At 72.5% G+C, this 18,576-nt stretch carries 15 protein-coding genes; 8 read left to right on the forward strand and 7 right to left on the reverse strand.

What is annotated here, in order from left to right; genetic code table 11:
• Together EAO77_RS27910 and EAO77_RS27915 are read left to right on the forward strand one after the other, a co-directional pair.
• The coding region (locus EAO77_RS27910; protein ID WP_147991105.1) for a lycopene cyclase family protein at positions 1–1,125 on the forward strand (1,125 nt) is incomplete at its 5' end.
• Between the two features lie 82 nt (positions 1,126–1,207).
• Positions 1,208–2,773 (forward strand): FAD-dependent oxidoreductase, encoded by a 1,566-nt coding sequence (locus EAO77_RS27915; RefSeq protein ID WP_147991106.1) that lies wholly within the window; start codon positions 1,208–1,210, stop codon positions 2,771–2,773.
• A gap of 95 nt (positions 2,774–2,868) precedes the next feature.
• Here EAO77_RS27915 and EAO77_RS27920 read toward each other — a convergent pair whose 3' ends face one another.
• From EAO77_RS27920 to EAO77_RS27945, 6 genes are all read right to left on the reverse strand, one after another.
• A complete protein-coding gene (locus EAO77_RS27920) occupies positions 2,869–3,900 on the reverse strand; it encodes a DUF5914 domain-containing protein (RefSeq protein WP_147991107.1) in 1,032 nt (343 codons plus the stop codon).
• The gene (locus tag EAO77_RS27925; RefSeq protein WP_147991108.1) at positions 3,897–4,904 is read right to left on the reverse strand and encodes a phytoene/squalene synthase family protein; all 1,008 of its coding nucleotides are present in this window, start codon (positions 4,902–4,904) and stop codon (positions 3,897–3,899) included. Before EAO77_RS27925 ends, EAO77_RS27920 begins: the two co-directional genes overlap by 4 nt.
• Entirely contained in the window at positions 4,901–6,460 is a 1,560-nt protein-coding gene (locus EAO77_RS27930; protein WP_147991109.1) for a phytoene desaturase, read from the reverse strand. Before EAO77_RS27930 ends, EAO77_RS27925 begins: the two co-directional genes overlap by 4 nt.
• The gene (locus tag EAO77_RS27935) at positions 6,457–7,806 is read right to left on the reverse strand and encodes a polyprenyl synthetase family protein (protein ID WP_187283444.1); all 1,350 of its coding nucleotides are present in this window, start codon (positions 7,804–7,806) and stop codon (positions 6,457–6,459) included. Before EAO77_RS27935 ends, EAO77_RS27930 begins: the two co-directional genes overlap by 4 nt.
• A gap of 520 nt (positions 7,807–8,326) precedes the next feature.
• Positions 8,327–8,743, reverse strand: a complete 417-nt coding sequence (locus EAO77_RS27940) for a hypothetical protein (RefSeq protein ID WP_147991110.1) — start codon at positions 8,741–8,743, stop codon at positions 8,327–8,329.
• Positions 8,744–8,833: 90 nt separating this feature from the next.
• Positions 8,834–9,442 (reverse strand): RNA polymerase sigma factor, encoded by a 609-nt coding sequence (locus EAO77_RS27945; protein ID WP_147991111.1) that lies wholly within the window; start codon positions 9,440–9,442, stop codon positions 8,834–8,836.
• A 1,169-nt stretch (positions 9,443–10,611) separates the two neighbouring features.
• Between EAO77_RS27945 and EAO77_RS27950 the strand changes: the two genes are divergently transcribed.
• Positions 10,612–12,948: a ricin-type beta-trefoil lectin domain protein gene (locus EAO77_RS27950; RefSeq protein ID WP_410088727.1), complete on the forward strand. Its 2,337-nt coding sequence runs from the start codon at positions 10,612–10,614 to the stop codon at positions 12,946–12,948.
• Between the two features lie 234 nt (positions 12,949–13,182).
• Here EAO77_RS27950 and EAO77_RS27955 read toward each other — a convergent pair whose 3' ends face one another.
• Positions 13,183–13,383, reverse strand: coding sequence for a hypothetical protein (locus EAO77_RS27955; RefSeq protein ID WP_147991113.1), 201 nt, complete (start codon positions 13,381–13,383; stop codon positions 13,183–13,185).
• A 300-nt stretch (positions 13,384–13,683) separates the two neighbouring features.
• Here EAO77_RS27955 and EAO77_RS27960 point away from each other — a divergent pair, with 300 nt between their 5' ends.
• The 5 genes from EAO77_RS27960 to EAO77_RS27980 are packed head-to-tail and all read left to right on the forward strand — an operon-like array spanning position 13,684 to position 18,448.
• The gene (locus EAO77_RS27960) at positions 13,684–13,875 is read left to right on the forward strand and encodes a hypothetical protein (protein ID WP_147991114.1); all 192 of its coding nucleotides are present in this window, start codon (positions 13,684–13,686) and stop codon (positions 13,873–13,875) included.
• On the forward strand, positions 13,872–13,961 hold the full coding sequence (kdpF, locus tag EAO77_RS27965) for a K(+)-transporting ATPase subunit F (protein ID WP_147991115.1): 90 nt from the start codon (positions 13,872–13,874) through the stop codon (positions 13,959–13,961). Before EAO77_RS27960 ends, kdpF begins: the two co-directional genes overlap by 4 nt.
• 7 nt (positions 13,962–13,968) lie before the next feature.
• Complete coding sequence (gene kdpA, locus EAO77_RS27970; protein ID WP_147991116.1) at positions 13,969–15,633, forward strand: potassium-transporting ATPase subunit KdpA; 1,665 nt, start codon at positions 13,969–13,971, stop codon at positions 15,631–15,633.
• A gap of 35 nt (positions 15,634–15,668) precedes the next feature.
• Complete coding sequence (gene kdpB / locus EAO77_RS27975) at positions 15,669–17,774, forward strand: potassium-transporting ATPase subunit KdpB (protein ID WP_147991148.1); 2,106 nt, start codon at positions 15,669–15,671, stop codon at positions 17,772–17,774.
• Between the two features lie 2 nt (positions 17,775–17,776).
• Positions 17,777–18,448 carry a potassium-transporting ATPase subunit C gene (locus EAO77_RS27980; RefSeq protein ID WP_147991117.1) on the forward strand — a complete coding sequence of 224 codons (672 nt, stop codon included), beginning with the start codon at positions 17,777–17,779 and terminating at the stop codon, positions 18,446–18,448.
• The last annotated feature ends 128 nt before the right edge of the window (positions 18,449–18,576 follow it).

Consider the following 18,576-nt stretch of genomic DNA (forward strand, 5'->3'; position numbering starts at 1 on the left):
GGACGACCCGCCCCGCGGGTCGTCCTGATCGACGCCCCGCCCGGCCCGCTGCGGCCCCCGGAGCGGACCTGGTGCTTCTGGGAGAAGGAGCGGGGCGAGTTCGACGACGCGGTGGTGCGGTCGTGGGACCGGCTCGCGGTCCGCGGCCCGCACGGGCAGACGTGGGAGAGCCGGCCCCGCCCCTGGCGCTACAAGATGATCCGTTCCCGGGCGTTCGAGGAGTTCGTCGGCGCCGGGCTCGCGGCCTCCTCCCTCGCGACGCGCGTGACCGCCACCGTCGACGCCCTGCGCGACGACGCCGGCGGCGTGCGCGTGTCGGCGACCCTGCCCGGGGGACAGCCGCTCGAACTGCGGGCCCGCTGGGCGTACGACTCGCGCCCGCTGCCCCGGCTGCCTCCCCACCGCACCGCGCTCCTGCAGCACTTCCGGGGCTGGTTCGTGCGCACCGACGGCTCCCCGGCGGGCGCCGCGCCGTTCGGCACGGAGACCGCCACGCTGATGGACTTCCGCACGCCCCAGCCGGCGCACGGCCTCTCGTTCGGATATCTGCTTCCCCTCGGACGCGACCGCGCGCTGGTCGAGTACACCGAGTTCTCCGCGGCGCCGCTGTCCGGTGAGGCCTACGAGGCGGCGCTGCACCAGTACACGAGCGAGGTGCTGCGGCTCGGGCCGTACGAGGTCTACGACACCGAGCAGGGCGTCATCCCGATGACCGACGCACGCTTCCCCCGCAGGACCGGCGACAGGGTGTTCCGCATCGGCACCAGCGGGGGCGCGACCCGGCCCGCCACCGGGTACACGTTCTCCGCGGTGCAGCGGCAGAGCCGCGCGATCGCCCACGCCTACCGCACCGGGGCGGTGCCTGCTCCGCCCCGCCCGCACGCGCGGCGTTCCCGGGCGATGGACGCCGTCATGCTCCGCGCGCTCGACTCCGGCCGGGTGAACGGCGCCGACTTCTTCTGCGGCCTGTTCGCGCACGTGCCGATGGAACGGATGCTGCGGTTCCTCGATGGCGGCACGAGCGTGCGCGAGGATCTGGTGATCGGGTGCCGGACCCCGGTCCTGCCCATGGTGCGCACCGTCGCCGGCCTTCCCTTCAGGAAGCGGCGTGCCGCACCACCGTGACCCGCGCCGTCCGAAGGGGAGGGGCCCGGACGGCTCCCCCTGCCGGCAGCGCCGTGACCGTTCGACGACCGAAGGAGCAGGAGTGACCTCGCGATGGACACCCGAGAACGCGCGCCCCACCGCGCCGCGTCGCGGCAGAGACCGGCAGGCCGAGGTCCTGCACCCGGCCGCCGGGCGCCCCCGGTTTGCGGGGGAGGCGCCCCGCGTCGCCGTGGTCGGCGGAGGGATCGCCGGACTCGCGGCGGCGACCGGGCTCGCCGAACGCGGCGCCCGGGTCACCCTGTACGAGCGCGAACCCACCCTCGGCGGCCGCCTGGCGGGCTGGCCGGTGGATCTCGTCGACGGCTCACGGGTCACCATGAGCCGTGGATTCCACGCCTTCTTCCGGCAGTACTACAACCTGCGCGGGCTGTTGCGGCGTGCCGACGGCGGACTGACCATGCTCACCGCCGTACCGGACTACCCCCTCCAGCACAGCGCCGGCATGCGCGACAGCTTCGCCAAGGTGCCCCGGACACCCCCGTGGAGTGCCGCGGGATTCGCCGCCCTCAGCCCCACCTTCGGCTGGCGCGACATGGCGCGCATGGATCCGAGGGCGGCTCTTCCGCTGCTGGACGTGCGGGTGCCGGAGGTCTACACGGCACTCGACTCGGTCAGCGCCCACGACTTCCTGACGGGCATCCGTTTCCCGGAGGCCGCGCACCATCTCGCCTTCGAGGTGTTCTCCCGCAGCTTCTTCGCAGACCCGCGTGAACTGTCGGCCGCGGAACTGGTGCTCATGTTCCACATCTACTTCCTCGGCTCCAGCGAGGGGCTGCTCTTCGACGTCCCCGACGAGCCCTTCCCGCAGGCGTTGTGGGATCCGCTGGCCGCCTACCTGGAGGGCCACGGCGTCCGGCTGCGCACCGCGACACCGGTCGACACGATGACCCCCCTGGAAACCGGCGGCCACCGGATCACGGCAGGCGGCCGGACCGAACGCTTCGACGCCACGGTGCTCGCCCTCGACACACCGGGTCTGCGCGCGCTCGCCGAGGCGTCGCCCCAGGTGGCCGACGCGGCGTGGCACGAGGGCGTCGCACGGCTGCGCACGGCACCGCCGTTCCTGGTCTCGCGGCTCTGGCTCGACCGGCCGGTGCGCCCCGAGCGGGCGGGCTTCCTCGGCACGAGCGGATACGCGTCCCTGGACAACGTGAGCGTCCTGGACCGCTGGGAGGGCGAAGCGGCCCGGTGGGCCGCCCGCACCGGCGGCTCGGTGGTCGAACTGCACGCCTACGCGGTCGACCCCCAGGCCGACCGGCCCGACGAGCAGAAGCGGCTGATCGAGCAGTTGCACCGGGTGTACCCCGAGACCGCGGACGCGAGGATCGTGGACCAGCGGCACGAGTGGCGGGCCGACTGCCCCCTGTTCCCCGTGGGCGCCTACCCGGACCGGCCGGGCGTGCGCACCCCGGACCCCACGCTCGTGCTGGCGGGCGACCTGGTGCGGACCGACCTGCCCGTCGCCCTGATGGAACGGGCCGCCACCAGCGGCTTCCTCGCCGCGAACGCGCTGCTCGAACGGTGGGGGGTGCGCGGGCAGGTGCTCTGGACGGTGCCGCGGCGCGGCCGGTCCCGGGCCATGCGTCTGCTGGCGGGACTGGCGTGACGCGGGCGGGCCGGCCGCGGACGCTCGTCCGAGGCCGGCCCTGACCGCTCCGGGGCCGCCGACAAGGGGTGTGACCCACGGCCCCGGAGCGGGGCTCAACCGGGGAAGCGTCCGGTGCTCCGCAGCGCCCAGCGCCGTTCCGCGTACGCGAGATCGTCCCGCCACAGACGGCCCGCCGTGCGGCGCATCAGGGGCCGCAGCAGCGTGGCCGCCGCTCTGGCGGCGGCGAAGCCGGGCCGCCCGGAGGTGGCGACGACCGCTTCGATCACCGCGGTGCGCGGGTTGCCCAGGGCGTCGGGGCCCAAGGGGGTGGCGTGGGTCTCCACCACCGAGCCGACGCCTTCGCCCTCCGTGATGTGCATGACGACGGTGCGTGGTTCGGGCGTGGTGAAGACCGCGCGGACCGGCACCACGGCGCGGCCCGCCACCTTGAAGGACACATCGACGGCGAAGCCGTCCCCGGGGTCGGCCGCGGGGTCACCCGCCTGCTGGTCGACCGTCAGATCGACGAAGGAGTAGGGATGGAACCAGGCGCCGTGCCAGGGGTCGAGACGGTTGGCCACGATGTCCTCGGGCTCGCACGTCCCCACGGTGGTGTAGACGGCCGCGACCGAGCGCGCCGGGTCCGGCCGCACGGGCAGCACCGGCTTCTCCAGCGGTGCCTCGCCCCCGGGGCCGTCCAGACGCACCCACACCAGCACCCCGTCGTCGTGCACCGGATACGGGGCCCAGCCGGCGAACGGCCCGCCGTCCAGGGCCAGCCCGTGCCAATGGCACACCAGGGTCCCGCACACCACGGGACTGTCCCGGAGCGGAGCCCCGAGATGCGGGCACGCGCCCGGGCCCGCCAGGAGCCGGCCCGCCTCGTTCCGCCAGACGACCACCTCCGTCCCCGCCACGTTCCGGCCGAACGGCGCGTTCCCGCGGATCTCGGTGCTCGCCGCCAGGACGTACCAGTTCCCCGAGGGCTGCGCGTTCGCCCACTTCAGGGCCTGGGCGATCACGGCGGGCTTCGCCGCGCGCCAGGTCGGGCCCTGCCGGTGCCAGGGGACCGGCTTCCGCAGGCGCAGGGGCACCCGGTCGCGCAGGCCGCGGCGCCGTGCTCCCGTATCGTCCCGTCCCGTCATCGGCTGGACCTCCTCTCCGTCGCGACCGCTGCCGGACCCAACGGTTCCCGGCCGGCGCCGTCGTGCCGCCCGGCCTCGTGGCGCCTGGCCCGGACCGCGCGGGCCGCCCCCGCCAGCGCCAGAGCGGCCCGGCGGCGCCGGGGGACCACCGCGCGCCGGTGCAGTACCTGGAACCCGTCCGCCTCGATGGCGCCCAGGATGTCCTGGTAGAGCGTGAAGGCGGTGCGCATGCAGGGACGGGCCACCGGGTCCAGCATGGCCAGGCCCGGTTCGGCCTGCCGGTAGACCTCCCGTGTCAGGGCGATGCCCGCGCGGAGCGCGGCCCGGATCCGCGGGTCGTCCCGCCCCGTCCGGCGGCTCCAGGCCAGCAGGTCGCGGTCCGCGCCGTGCGCCGCGAGAAGGTCGGCCGGCAGATAGACCCGCCCGCGGTCGAGGTCCTCGCCCACGTCCCGGAGGAAGTTGGTGAGCTGGAAGGCGACGCCGAGGGCGGCCGCGTGCGGTGCGGCCTCGGCGCGGGGCACGACGGTGCCGAGGACCGGCAGCATCTGCAGGCCGATCACCGCGGCGGAACCGTGCATGTACCGCGCGAGGTCCTCGTACGTGGGGTAGTCGGTGACGTCGAGGTCGCTGAACATCGAGTCCATGAAGTCCGCGAAGTGGGCGGGATCGATGGCGTACCGCTCCGCGGTGTGCACGAGCGCCCGGATCACCGGCTCCTCGCTCGTGCCGGTCCGCAGACCCGTGTCCATGCGCCCCCGGAGCGCCTTCAGCGCCACGTTGCGCTCCGCGCGGGACGCGGCGCTGTCGAGGTCGTCGACGATGTCGTCCGCCCACCGGGCGAACCCGTACAGGGCGTGGACGGCCGGCCGGCGCCCGACCGGCAGGAAGCGGGCGGCGAGGAAGTAGGTCCTGCCGTGGCGCGCGTTGAGCCGCCGGCAGAACGCGTACGCCTCGCGCAGGGCCGGATCGTGGATGCCCGCGGCATCCAGCTCACGGCGCGTCATGACGCATCACCCCCGGACGCGGGCACGAGCGGGGCGTCCCCGCGCCCGCGCCGGACGCGCGGGGTCCCGGCGCGGTCGCCGCCGGTGATCCGGCCCGCCGCGAGCTTCCCGGAGATCAGCACCGTGGGCACCCCGACGCCGGGCGTGGTGCCGCAGCCCGCGACGACCGCGTTCTCGATGCCGCGCACCAGGTTGCGGGGCCGGAAGGGGCCGGTCTGCGCGAACGTGTGCGCGGCGGAGAACGGCGTCCCGGCGGCGTGCCCCTGAGCGGTCCAGTCGGCGGGCGTCACCAGGCACTCCTGCTCGATCGCCGCGCCGATCCCGTCGAGACCACGTTTCTCCAGCACGGTCAGCAGGCTGTCCCGGTAGCGGGGCGCCAGGTCGTGCCACTCCCGGGTGCCGGGACCGATGTCGGTGTTCGGGCAGGGCGCGAGGATGTAGTGCAGGTGTTTTCCCTCCGGTGCCAGCGACGGGTCGTGGGTCGTGGGCCGGGTGATGAGGAGCGAGGGGTCGCTCATGAGGGCGCCCTGCTGGGTGAGTTCGCGGAACGTGCTCTTCCAGGCGGCGCCGAACGAGATGGTGTGGTGGGCGAGGTGAGGCCACGTCCGGTCGGTCCCGGCGTGCAGGACGACGGCCGAGGGGGAGTACCGCAGGGCGACGGGACGGCGCGGCGACCGGCCCAGCAGGCGGTGCACGACCGGCAGATCCGGCGTCAGCACCACGGCGTCGCAGGCGATGCGGTCGCCGTCGGCCGTGTGCACCGCCGTGATCCGCCCGCCGCGCCGCTCCAGCCGGCCCACCTCGGTGTTCCAGCGGAACTCCGCGCCGGCCCCGGCGGCGGAGTCGGCCATGGCGCGCGGCAGGGCGTGCATGCCGCCGCGCGGGAAGTACACCCCCGCCACCGTGTCCATGTAGGCGATCACCGCGTAGGCGGCCAGGGCCCGCTCCGGCGCGACGCCGGCGTAGAGGGCCTGGAAGGAGAACACCCGGCGCAGCCGCTCGTCCGAGAGGAAGCGCCCGATCTGCGGATCGAGCCTGCTGAAGGCGCCCAGCCGGGCGAGGCGTACGAGATCCGGGTGGAGCAGCTGGAGCGGCGAGTCGAAGTTGGCATCGATGAAACGCCGCATCTGGGCCGCGTACAGATCGGTGAGCCACCCGCGCAGCCGCCGGTATCCCGCCGCTTCCCGGTCGCCCGCGAAGCGGCGGACCTCCTCCTCCATCGCCGCCGCCCCGGTGTGCACGTCGAGCTGCGAGCCGTCGGCGAACCGCGCCCGGTAGGCGGGGTGCAGCTCCACGAGCTCGACCCGGTCGGCGAGCCTGTCGCCGACCGCGGCGAAGGCCTCGTCGGCGATGTCCGGCATGGTCAGCACGGTGGGTCCGCTGTCGACGTGGTAGCCGCCCATCTCGAAGCGTCCCGCCCGTCCGCCCGGCAGCGCTTCGCGTTCGACGACGGTGACGCGCCGCCCCGCACCGAGCAGGTGCAACGCCGCGGACAGGCCCGACAAGCCCGCCCCCACCACGACCACGTGGTCGGTGGGCCCCTTGACCGTCTTCACGTGTGTTCTCCTCTCACGGGCGTCGTGCCTTCCTCGTGCCGGGCCGGGCGGCCCGGCGCCGCCCGGTCACCGCCTCCGACCTGCGCACGGCCCACCGCGGTGCCGAGGAGGTCGAACAGATGCCTGTCGACGGGCGCGGACAGGGGGACGCGCATCAGATGCTCCCGGCTGCGCCGGACGAGACGGTCGATCTCCGCTTCCGTGGCGCTGCGCGCCCCCGACCCTTCGAGCACGTCGCGCACCCTGCGCAGGTCGGCCTCCCCGAGGCCCGGGTCGCCGACGGCCCGGTGCAGCAGCCGCAGGGAGGACGTGTCCCCGGACCGCTCCAGCCGGGCGCGGGCCACTGCCGTCAGATAGGTGGGCTTGCCGCTGCGGATGTCCTCACCGGAGGGCTTGCCGGTGAGGGCGGGATCGCCGAAGACGCCCAGCAGGTCGTCGCGCAGCTGGAAGGCCACACCGGCACAGCGGCCCGCGGCGCACAACGCCGCGGCGTCACGGGCGTCCATCCCGGCGAGTGCCGCGCCCAGGGCCAGCGGGCGCTCCACGGTGTAGAGGGCCGTCTTCAGGAACGCGATGCGCAGGGCTTGTCCGGGGGTCGAGGAGCTCGCCTGGGCGCGCATGTCCAGGTACTGACCCGCGACCATCTCCTGGCGCATACGACGCCATACGGCGAGCAGGGGCTGCTGCGTCGCGCACTCCGCCCCCGTCTCGGCGGCGAGGTCGTCGGCCCAGGACAGGGCCAGGTCGCCGGCGAGTATGGCGGCGGCCCGTCCGTAGCCGCCGTGGTCACCGCGCATGCCGGCCGCGGCGTGGACGTCCGCGAAGTCCACGTGCAGGGTGGGCGCACCGCGGCGCAGGGACGAGTCGTCCATGACGTCGTCATGGATCAGCGCGCATGCCTGGATCAGCTCCAGCGCGGAACCGAGACGGAGCGCCGCCCGCGCTCCTCGCCCCTGTTCGGAACCCCCGCCCGCACGCCAGCCCCACCAGGCGAAGCGTGCGCGCAGACGTTTGCCACCGCGCAGCACCAGGGACTGCACCCGTCCCGCGACCTCCCGGGCGAACAGGGGGTCGACGCTCTCGGCTTCGGCCACCCGCTCACGCAGGTAGGCGTCCAGTACCTGCTCCACGGCCCGCGACGGGTCCGTGTCGGGATCCACGGTGGGCGCCGCCGGTGCTCCCGCGTCGGCCGCCGCGAGAGCTCCCTGCCCCGCGCCGGCGCACCGCCCGTCGGGTGCGGCGGGCGGGGCCTCGTCGGGTACGGCCGGCTGGGCGTGGGGCCTGTCGTGGGGCCGTGCGTCGGGGGGCGCGCTCTCCCGTGCCGGATGGTGAGGGGGACGGCCCATGGGGCTCTGGGTGCGCGCCGTATGGCCGCAGGGCATGTGGACACCTCTCGTCGGGGGTTCGTTCAGCCAGTGGCCGGGTGCTCTGCCGTTCGACCGCCGGAGGAACTCCGTGATGCGGCCGAGAGAGTTGAGTCTGCTTCCCTGAGGCCGGGTGCCCGGTGCGCGACACGGCAAGCGCCGGGCGGCGCCCCCTGCCGTGCGCAACGTCCGCATGTGTGTCTCCTGCCCCCAGCCGTGGTGAGCGGCTCCCGCCCGAGCATCTCTTCACCGCAGGAGGTGTGCGCGGATGCAGCGGATCGCGGGCCGCCCCTGCGGGAGATGCCGGTCGGCGGTGGCACAGGCGTGCGAATCCGCGGACGCAGCGGATCGCGGTCCGCCCTCACCGGGGAACACCGTGTCAGCCGTCGCACCGGTCTGTGGATCCGTCAGCAGCCGCACGGGCGTACGGATCCGCGGGCGCCGCGGCGCACCCGCCGCGACCCGGCGGCCCCGCGCAGGACACCGGCCTCGACGGGCACGCTCAGGGAGAGGGGCGTCCGTCGCGCGGCCGCCGACGCCGCGTCAGGCGGGCGGCGGCGGCGAGGGCACGTGCGCGCCGCGCGAATCTCCTCGCGGCCGTCGCGAAGGACGCGAGCGCCACGCGCCGACGGGCTCTCGGCCGGGTGGGGGCCGTGTCCCGTGGTGCCGCGGCAGGCCGCACGTCCTCCAGGGGCAGCGCCAGTTCCCGGACGATCTCCTGCCAGACGCGTGCGGGTGGTGCGAGGGGCAGATCCAGCTGTTCGACGTCGCGTGCCGCGACCACGACCCGGTGGAGACGGGTGAATTCCTCGCGGCAGGGCGCACACTCCGCCAGGTGGCGGAGGGCCTCGGCGTCGTCGCCCGCCGCGGCGTTCCCCAGTGCCAGATCCGCCAGTCGCCCTGGCGTGACGTGTTGCACCGCGCCCTCCTCCCAGGACACCCCCGTCGGTGAGGAGTCACGGTGGTGTTTCGGGCACGGGGGGTCCGCCGGATGCGGCCGCCGGACGTGTCAGGCGGCCTCGGGGCGGCCGCGCCCCTGTTCGATTCCGGTCCTGAGCTTCTGCAGCCCGCGGCGGCAGTGGCTCTTCACCGTCCCCAGCGGGAGGCCCGTCCGCTGCGCGATCTGTGTGTGCGTCAGGTCCTCGAAGAAGGCCATGCAGAGGATCTCCCGCTGCTCCGGCGACAGGGACGACAACGCGTGCACGAGCAGGACGCGGTCGAGTACGGCCTCCGGGGCGCCCGACGCCGGCTGCGTCGTTTCCGCGATGCCCGCCGCCGCCTTGGCCAGCGTCAGTCGCCGGGTCCTGGCCGCCAGGGCGTCGACGATCTTCCGGCGTGTGATGCCGACCAGCCACGCGCCGAGCGGGCCGCGCTCCTGATGGAAGCCCGCACGGCCGCGCCACGCCCCGATGAAGACCTGCTGGGTCACGTCCTCGGCTTCCCAGGAGTCCCCCAGCGAGCGGGTCGCCATGGTGTGCACCAGGGGGCTCCACTTGCGGTAGATGGCGGCGAAGGCGATCTCGTCCGCCTCGCGCAGCCGACGGCCGAGTTCCTCGTCAAGCTGGGCGTCGCCCTCGGGGGCGACGGCGGTGGTGCCGGGGCTCGTCCGGAAACTCATGGCCGACTCCTCGGGCCGTGTGCCGCACACGTCCGGGTGCCGGGTCGGCCCTCGGACACGTGGTGTGTTCACCGTGCGGTGGGACCTCCAGTCTTGGACGCACAAACGACGCAAGCAACATGCGTCGTTTGTGCGTCATCTGCTGGGGAGCTGTGCGGCGAGGAGGGCGCCGTGCGGCCGTGCCGGCGGCCGGCACGCAGGGTCACGGAAGGCCACGGACCGGGTTCACGGCACGGCCGGACGCGTGTCACGCCAGGTGCCGAACGCTCGGTCCCGATGCCCCCTGTGTCACCTGGCGGCGGCCCCCTCGCGGGTCTTTGTCCCGATCAAGGGAAAAGTCGTCACATCGTGCGCCGAAGGTCTTACGTGCTCGGGCAATCACCGCTAGCTTCGTTGCTGCTGCGGTCGGATCGTGAACCTGCGACACCCGCACACCGGCGCGACGGCGCGCGCCCGTACTCCCAGCACATGCCGCCTGCGGCATGCCTCACCCCTCACAGCTCCGGGAGACATCTGTGCGCACGAATCGACCGCGGGACACGCACGTGCGACGTCCGTCGCGCAGGGTGCCACCGACCTCCGCCGCCCGACCGCGGCACACCGTTCCCGCCCTCCGCAGGGCGGTGAGGAGGAAGCCCGGGGCCGCTGGTACGTGCACGGCCTGACCGGCTGAGGCCCTCTCCCCCCTACCGCCGGGAACGGCTTCCTGTGCCGCCGGGGCCGCGGCGAACAGGGCGAGCACCCCTGCGCATCCGCAAGGGACCCGTCCACCGCCGGCAGGCGTTCCCGCGCGGTCGGCAGGGGAGCGAACCGGCGGTGAACCACCGCGGCTCGTCGTCCTGCTCCGTTCCGCGCCGGCCCCCTCCTCGCACAGCGCACGACGCCGACTGCCGTAGCACCAGGACGGCTTCGGCCTGCCCGCACCGCGCCACCCGCAGGCCCCGGTGGGTGGCGCGCGTCTGCGCAGACCTGAGCGAACCCCGGCCGGGGCGAAGCCGCCCCGGCCGGGGACCTGCCGCATTCGGGACGACGGCGCGTCCCGGCAGCGGCGGACCCCCCACCCGTCCGACCGAGTCCCTTCCTTCCGGGGACCGTCAGGAGGTCACGTGTATTCACGGTCGTATCCCCGCCGCCCGGCCAGACGCCTGGCCGGAGCGCTCCTCGCATCCCTGCTGGCCGTCGGAGTGTCGTCGTCCCCCGCCCCGGCGAAAGAGACGACAGCCCGGGACCTGCCCCCGCAGGAACCCGGCGTCACCCTGCGTGTCTTCGACGTGGAGGCCCCGCTGAGCGGGCTCTGCACCCTCAAGGCGGGCCAGACCCCCAACATCGACAAACTGATGCCGGACATCGACTGGTCGTCGGCCGACGATTTCGGCCTGGAGAGCGGCTTCGTCACCCACGCCATCGGCAATCTCACCGTCTCCGGTGCGGGCGGCCACACCTTCCGCCTCACCAGCGACGACGGTTCCCGTCTGTGGATCGACAACCACCTGGTCATCGACCACGACGGACTGCACGGCCCGGACCCGAAGGACGGCACCGTACAACTGTCCGCCGGACAGCACTCGCTGCGCATCGAGCACTTCGAGCGCGACGGCGGCCAGCAGCTCACCCTGGCCTGGAAGCCGCCGGGGGCCACCGGCTTCTCCGTCGTGCCGAACTCCGCACTCAGCACGGACGCCGGCGTCGTCCGGGTGACCGCACCGGGCCAGAAGGAGTGCGAAGGCGGTGGGGACTCGCCGGGTGACGGACTGCCCCTGACCGCGGTGCACCCGAACTACACCCTCACCGATCTGCGGCCCGCGGGCTTCGAACCGCAGGTGTCCGCGATGGACTGGCTGCCGGACGGCCGTCTGGCCGTCACCACCTGGGGCGGCAGCAACAACACCGCAGGCGAGGTCCACCTCCTGGACCATGTCACCGGGAGCACCGGGCCGGACAAGGTGACGTCGAAGCGGGTGGCTTCGGGCCTGAAGGAACCGATGGGCATCACCTACGTCGACGGCAAGCTCTACGTCTCCCAGAAGCACGAGCTGACCGAGCTGACCGACACCAACGGGGACGAGGTCACCGACACCTACCGGACGGTGGCGACCTGGCCCTTCGGCGGCAACTTCCACGAGTTCGCGTTCGGCCTGCTCCACAAGGACGGCTTCTTCTATCTGAACCTGTCCGTCTCCATCAACTACGGCGGCGCGACGACCGACCCCCAGCCGGCACGGAACCGCGGCACCACCGTCAAGGTGAACCGGCAGACCGGGCAGGTCGAGTACGTCGCGGGCGGACTGCGTACCCCCAACGGCATCGGATGGGGCCCCGAAGGCGGCATCTTCGTCACCGACAACCAGGGCGGGTGGCTGCCCTCGTCGAAGCTGGTGCACATCAAGCAGGACCGCTTCTTCAACCACTACACCAACCCCGACGGCCCCTTCGACGCCTATCCGGTGACCAAACCGGTGCTGTGGCTGCCGCAGAACGAGATCGCCAACTCGCCCAGCACGCCGCTGCAGCTGACGTCGGGCCCCTTCTCCGGACAGATGCTCTTCGGCGACGTCACCTACGGTGGCATCCAGCGCGGCTACCTGGAGAAGGTCGGCGGCGAGTACCAGGGCGCCGTCTTCCGGCTCACCCAGGGCCTGGAGGCCGGCGTCACACGGATCAGCATCGGTCCGGACGGAGCGCTGTACGCGGGCGGACTGGGCGCCGGCGGCAACTGGGGACAGGAGGGCAAGCTCAGCCACGGCCTGCAGAAACTCACACCGAACGGTGCCAACGCCTTCGACATCCGGGCCATGCGTGCCGTCCCGGGAGGGTTCGAGCTGGAGTACACCCAGCCGTTGTCGCAGGAGACGGCCGCCGGCCTGGCCGGGCGCTACCGGATCAAGCAGTGGCGCTACGCGCCGACCGCCGACTACGGCGGGCCCAAGATCGACCAGGAGACCCTCACCGCCCAGTCGGCCACCCTCTCCGCCGATGCCAGGACGGTCACGCTGGCCATCCCCGGTCTCAAGGCCGACCGGGTGGTCCACGTGCGCTCGCCGCGTCCCTTCAGCTCCGCGGGCGGCCAGTCGCTGTGGAGCACCGAGGCGTGGTACACGCTCAACAAGCTGCCCGGAGCGGCCTCCGGCACGGGCGCGGTGAAGGGGGTGCACGACAAGTGCCTGGACGTCGACAACTCGGGGACCGCCGACGGCACGAAGGTCCAGGTGTGGACGTGCAACGGCACGGGCGCGCAGAACTGGACGGTGGCGGGTGACGGGACGGTGAAGGCGCTGGGCAAGTGCCTGGACGTCTCCGGAGGAGGCAGCGCGGACGGCACGAAGGTCCAGTTGTGGACGTGCAACGGTTCCGCCGCACAGGTCTGGCGGCCCCAGCCGGACGGCACGGTGCGCAATCCGCAGTCCGGCAGGTGCCTCGACGCCTCCGGTGGGGCCTGGAACGACGGCACCCCCGTCCACCTCTGGTCCTGCCACACCGGCCCGAACCAGAAATGGATCCTGCCCTGACGCGGTGGCCGCCTTTCGGCCGTGAGCACCGGACCGTGATCGTCCGGCGCCCGTAGCCGCGGCCGCGAGCGTGCTTCCCGCCCGGCAGGCACGGGTCACCCCACCGGCCGGGGCGGTCGGGGCCTTCCGGGCGGGCGGTCCGCCGCAGGGCGCCGGCCCGTACGAGGCGGGACAGTTCCCCCTCGTACGGGCCCGGGCCGGCGGGACACCCGGGTACCTGCTCGCCGTGATCCGTCAGAACAGGGAGTCCTGGTCCGGCTCCTCACGCGGCAACGGACCGACGTCCTCCCCCCTCCACCTCGCCTCCAGGTGCTTGCGCCAGCCCGTCGGCGGAGGCCAGGGGACACCCCATTCCGCAAGCTGCTTCTTCGACCAGCCGCCGTTGGGGCTCTGCGCGGCGGACACTTCGTCCGGGGAGGGCACGTACTCGACCATGCACGTATGCTGCCCCAGCACGCGGCATCCGCGCCACGGGCAACATCCATTCGCCGAGGGGCCGTTGGCGTCCAGCACCGGTCCGGTCCCGGCTGCTACGAGGCGACGGTTCCACCCGCGTACCCCCACCCGCAGGCAGTCGGGGAAACCACTGTCGTCCGTGCCGCCCCGCCCGGAGCGGGAGGCTCGATGCGGAGGGGCCTGAACGACGCCGCGCCCACCGGACACCACACTCCCTGCCGGCGCACACCGGCAGCCGAGGCGGCCCCGGAGGCCGTCGCGTAGGGGATGCGTCAAAGGGTGCGTCAAGGACGTCAGGGCGGCGTCAACGGCGACAGCGGGTGGCTGAAAAGGCTGTTTGCTCAGTCCGTCAGACAATCCGCTCTTCGCTTCATTCGGGAGTTCACGATGGCCGATCTGGCCTTCGTCGTCACCATGGTCGCGGTCTTCGCGCTGGTGGCGTTCATCGCCGAGGGGGTGACGAAGCTGTGAGTGCCGAGAACGTGATCGGTCTGCTCGTCGCCGTCGCCCTGCTGGGATACCTCGTGCTCGCGCTGGTCGATCCGGAGAGGTTCTGAACCGGATATGAGTCCCGTCCTGGCCGGCATCCTCCAGCTTCTGGCGCTGGTCCTCGCCCTCGGCCTGTCGTACCGGCCCTTGGGTGACCACATGGCGCGCGTGTACTCCTCGGAGAAACACGGCAGACCGGAGAAGTGGATCTACAAGGCGATCGGCGCGAACCCGTCGGTGGAGATGCGCTGGCCCGCCTATCTGCGAGCAGTCCTCGCCTTCTCCGCCGTGAGCGTGCTCTTCCTGTACGGCCTCCAGCGGCTCCAGGGGTCCCTGCCCGGCTCGCTCGGCTTCGTGTCGATCGACCCGGACCAGGCCTTCAACACCGCCGCGTCGTTCGTCGCGAACACGAACTGGCAGTCCTACTACGGTGAGCAGGCCATGGGCCACGTGGTCCAGACCGGCGGTCTGGCGGTGCAGAACTTCGTCTCGGCGGCGGTCGGCATCGCCGTCGCGGTCGCCCTCGTACGCGGCTTCGCCCGGTCCCGTACGGGTGAGCTGGGCAACTTCTGGTCCGACCTGGTGCGGGGCACGGTCCGGATCCTGCTGCCGATCTCCGTCGTCGGCGCGCTGGTCCTCGTCGCCTGCGGGGCGATCCAGAACTTCGCCGGTATCCACGAGGTCGGCCGGTTCATGGGCGGCACGCAGCAGTGGAACGGCGGGGCGGTCGCCTCGCAGGAGGTCATCAAGGAGCTGGGCACCAACGGCGGCGGCTACTTCAACGCCAACTCGGCCCACCCCTTCGAGAATCCCAACGGCCTGTCGAACCTCTTCGAGATCTACCTGATCCTGGTGATCCCGTTCGCGCTGACCCGGACCTTCGGCCGCATGGTCGGCTCGCTGAAGCAGGGCTACGCGATCCTCGGCACGATGGCCGTGATCTGGCTCGGGTTCACCGCGCTGATGATGTGGACCGAGTTCGCCCACCACGGTCCTGCCTTCGAGATCGCCGGAGGGGCGATGGAGGGCAAGGAGACCCGGTTCGGCATCGGCGGCTCGTCGATCTTCGCGGTGGCGACGACACTCACCTCGACCGGCGCGGTCAATTCCTTCCACTCCTCCTACACGGGCTTCGGCGGGGGGATCACCATGCTGGGCATGCAGTTGGGCGAGGTCGCGCCCGGTGGTGTCGGCTCCGGTCTCTACGGCATGCTGATCATGGCCGTGATCGCGGTGTTCATCGCGGGTCTGATGGTCGGCCGCACCCCGGAGTACCTGGGCAAGAAGATCGGAACGCGGGAGATCAAGCTCGCGGCCTGCTACATCCTGGTCACCCCGGCCCTCGTGCTCGGCTTCACGGCCGCCTCGTTCGTGCTGGACACCCCGGCGAACTCGATGACGAACTCCGGCGCGCACGGGTTCTCCGAGATCCTCTACGCCTACACCTCCGGCGCCAACAACAACGGCTCCGCGTTCGCCGGGCTCAATGCCGACACCCAGTGGTTCAACACGACGATCGGCATCGCGATGCTGCTCGGCCGGTTCCTGCCCATGGTGTTCGTCCTCGCGCTGGCCGGTTCGCTGGCCGAGCAGAAGCCCGTCCCCGAGACCGCGGGCACCCTGCGCACCGCGAAGCCGCTGTTCACCGGCCTCCTGGCCGGAACGATCATGATCGTCACCGGTCTCACCTACTTCCCGGCCCTCGCGCTGGGACCGCTCGCCGAAGGGCTCGCGGCATGACCCTCCACCACGACGCAGAGAAGCACGAGGACACGATGTCCACCTCCGCCCCCGCGACCGAGGCGCCGCACAGCGGCCTGCCCGGCGGGCATCCGCCCGCCGGCCGGGTCGGCGGTGGTCTCCTCGACCCGAAGCAGCTGGTGAAGTCCTTCCCGGACGCCCTGCGCAAGCTCGACCCACGGGTCATGATCACATCGCCGGTCATGTTCGTGGTCCTCGTCGGCTCCGTGCTCACCACCGTGCTCGCCGTGAAGGACCCGGGGAACGGGTTCGGCTGGGCGATCGCCGCCTGGCTGTGGCTGACCACGATCTTCGCCAACCTCGCGGAGGCGGTGGCCGAGGGCCGCGGCAAGGCCCAGGCCGCCACGCTGCGCAAGGCCAGGACCGGCACCGTCGCCCGGCGCATCGCCGGCGGCACCGAGGAGCGCGTGCCGGGCACCGATCTGCGGATCGGCGACCTCGTGGTCTGCACGGCCGGTGACGTCGTCCCCGGTGACGGCGATGTCGTCGAGGGCGTCGCGAGCGTCGACGAGTCCGCCATCACCGGTGAGTCCGCGCCGGTCATCCGGGAGTCCGGCGGCGACCGCTCGGCCGTCACCGGCGGCACCAAGGTGCTCTCCGACCGGATCGTCGTCCGCATCACCACGAAGCCGGGCGAGACCTTCATCGACCGCATGATCAACCTGGTGGAGGGGGCGGCCCGGCAGAAGACGCCCAACGAGACCGCCCTCGACATCCTCCTCGCGTCGCTCACCATCGTCTTCCTGCTCGCGGTCGTCACCCTCAAGCCCTTCGCCGTCTACGCGGGAGCCGACGACCAGACCTCGCTCATCGTCCTCACCGCGCTCCTGGTCTGTCTGATCCCCACCACGATCGGCGCGCTGCTCTCGGCGATCGGCATCGCCGGTATGGACCGGCTGGTGCAGCGCAACGTGCTCGCCATGTCCGGCCGCGCGGTCGAGGCGGCGGGCGACGTGTCGACACTGCTGCTCGACAAGACCGGCACCATCACCCTCGGCAACCGCCGGGCCGTCGAGTTCGTCCCCGTCCGCGGGACGACGGAAGCCGAACTGGCCGACGCCGCACAGCTCTCCTCCCTCGCCGACGAGACACCCGAGGGACGCTCCGTCGTCCTCCTGGCGAAGGAGAGGCACGGGCTGCGGGAGCGCCACCGGGGCGAGTTGGTGAACGCCGATTGGGTCGCCTTCACCGCGCAGACCCGCATGTCGGGTGTGGACGTGGCCGGCCAAAAGACCCGCAAGGGCGCGACGAGGTCGGTCCTCGCGTGGGTCGAGGAGCAGGGCGGCCGCGTCGCCGAGGAGGCCCAGGCGCTCACCGACCGGATCTCCGCGGCCGGCGGCACCCCGCTGCTGGTGGCCGTGGCCGACGAGAAGGGCGCGCGTGTCCTCGGTGTCGTCCACCTGAAGGACGTCGTCAAGGAGGGGATGCGGGAACGGTTCGACGAGCTGCGCCGCATGGGCATCAGAACGGTCATGATCACGGGGGACAACCCGCTGACCGCGAAGGCCATCGCCGAGGAGGCGGGCGTCGACGACTACCTCGCCGAGGCGACTCCCGAGGACAAGATGGCCCTCATCAAGCGCGAGCAGGCCGGCGGCAAGCTCGTGGCGATGACCGGCGACGGCACCAATGACGCGCCGGCACTGGCGCAGGCCGACGTCGGCGTCGCGATGAACACCGGCACCTCGGCCGCCAAGGAAGCCGGCAACATGGTCGACCTCGACTCCGACCCGACCAAGCTCATCGAGATCGTCGGGATCGGCAAGCAGCTCCTCATCACCCGAGGCGCCCTGACCACGTTCTCCGTCGCCAACGATGTCGCGAAGTACTTCGCGATCATCCCCGCGATGTTCGCCGTCGCCTACCCGGGCCTCGACAAGCTCAACGTCATGGGCCTCGCCTCACCCGAGTCCGCCATCCTCTCCGCGGTCGTCTTCAACGCGCTGATCATCGTCGCCCTGGTCCCGCTCGCCCTCAAGGGCGTCCGCTACCGGCCCACCAGCGCGGACCGGATGCTCCGCCGCAACCTCGCCGTCTACGGACTGGGCGGCCTGGTCGCGCCGTTCCTCGGCATCAAGCTCATCGACCTGCTCATCTCCCTCATCCCCGGAATCGGCTGATCATGAACAACTCGGCAGGAAACACAGGCCGTGTCCTGTGGGCGGGACTCCGGGCGCTTCTCGTCCTCACCGTCGTGTGCGGCGTGCTGTACCCCCTCGCGGTGACCGGCGCCGCCCAGGTGGCCTTCCCCGGAAAGGCGAACGGGTCCGAGATCGAGGACGCGAGCGGGAGGGTCGTCGGCTCCGAGCTCATCGGCCAGCGCTACGACCTGCCGCCGGCGGACGGCGAGGAGACCCCGTCACCGGACCTGCGGTGGTTCCAGCCCCGCCCGTCCAACGGCCTCGGCACCAACAGCGTCAACACCCAGTACTCGCTCCTCCTCTCCGGCGCGACCAACCGTGCGGGTGACAACGCCGACCTGATCCAGTGGGTGGAGGACGCCAAGGCGGCCGTGGTCGAGGACAACTCCACCGCCACCTACGAGGTGAAGCCGGCGGACGTCCCCGCCGACGCCGTCACCTCCTCCGGCTCCGGCCTCGACCCGCACATCTCACCCGCGTACGCGATGCTCCAGGCCCACCGAGTCGCCGAACGCAACGAACTGGACGCAGCGGTGGTCGAGAAACTCGTGGACGACCACACGGACGGCCGCTTCCTCGGCTTCGTCGGCGAACCCCGGGTCAACGTCCTGAAGCTCAACATCGCGCTCAAGGACCTGGTGGCCAGGGACTGACGGTCCCGTCCGCATGACGGCGGAGCCGGCGCGGCGATGCGGCGAAGATCCGAGGGGCCTGCCGGCGGCAGGCCCCTCGGATCACGGTCGGGCGGTGGTTCGCGAAGGGCGCACGGCCGGCGCAGCAC

It is taken from the genome of Streptomyces sp. T39 (genome assembly GCF_008042045.1).
GTDB lineage: Bacteria > Actinomycetota > Actinomycetes > Streptomycetales > Streptomycetaceae > Streptomyces.

What these genes read in the sequence shown, in the direction of transcription:
- EAO77_RS27945 (WP_147991111.1), bottom strand. Translation starts at nt 9,442, where the DNA reads ATGAGTTTCCGGACGAGCCCCGGCACCACCGCCGTCGCCCCCGAGGGC.
- kdpB (WP_147991148.1), top strand. Translation starts at nt 15,669, where the DNA reads ATGTCCACCTCCGCCCCCGCGACCGAGGCGCCGCACAGCGGCCTGCCC.
- EAO77_RS27980 (WP_147991117.1), top strand. Translation starts at nt 17,777, where the DNA reads ATGAACAACTCGGCAGGAAACACAGGCCGTGTCCTGTGGGCGGGACTC.
- EAO77_RS27925 (WP_147991108.1), bottom strand. Translation starts at nt 4,904, where the DNA reads ATGACGCGCCGTGAGCTGGATGCCGCGGGCATCCACGATCCGGCCCTG.
- EAO77_RS27920 (WP_147991107.1), bottom strand. Translation starts at nt 3,900, where the DNA reads ATGACGGGACGGGACGATACGGGAGCACGGCGCCGCGGCCTGCGCGAC.
- EAO77_RS27935 (WP_187283444.1), bottom strand. Translation starts at nt 7,806, where the DNA reads ATGGGCCGTCCCCCTCACCATCCGGCACGGGAGAGCGCGCCCCCCGAC.
- kdpA (WP_147991116.1), top strand. Translation starts at nt 13,969, where the DNA reads ATGAGTCCCGTCCTGGCCGGCATCCTCCAGCTTCTGGCGCTGGTCCTC.
- EAO77_RS27955 (WP_147991113.1), bottom strand. Translation starts at nt 13,383, where the DNA reads ATGGTCGAGTACGTGCCCTCCCCGGACGAAGTGTCCGCCGCGCAGAGC.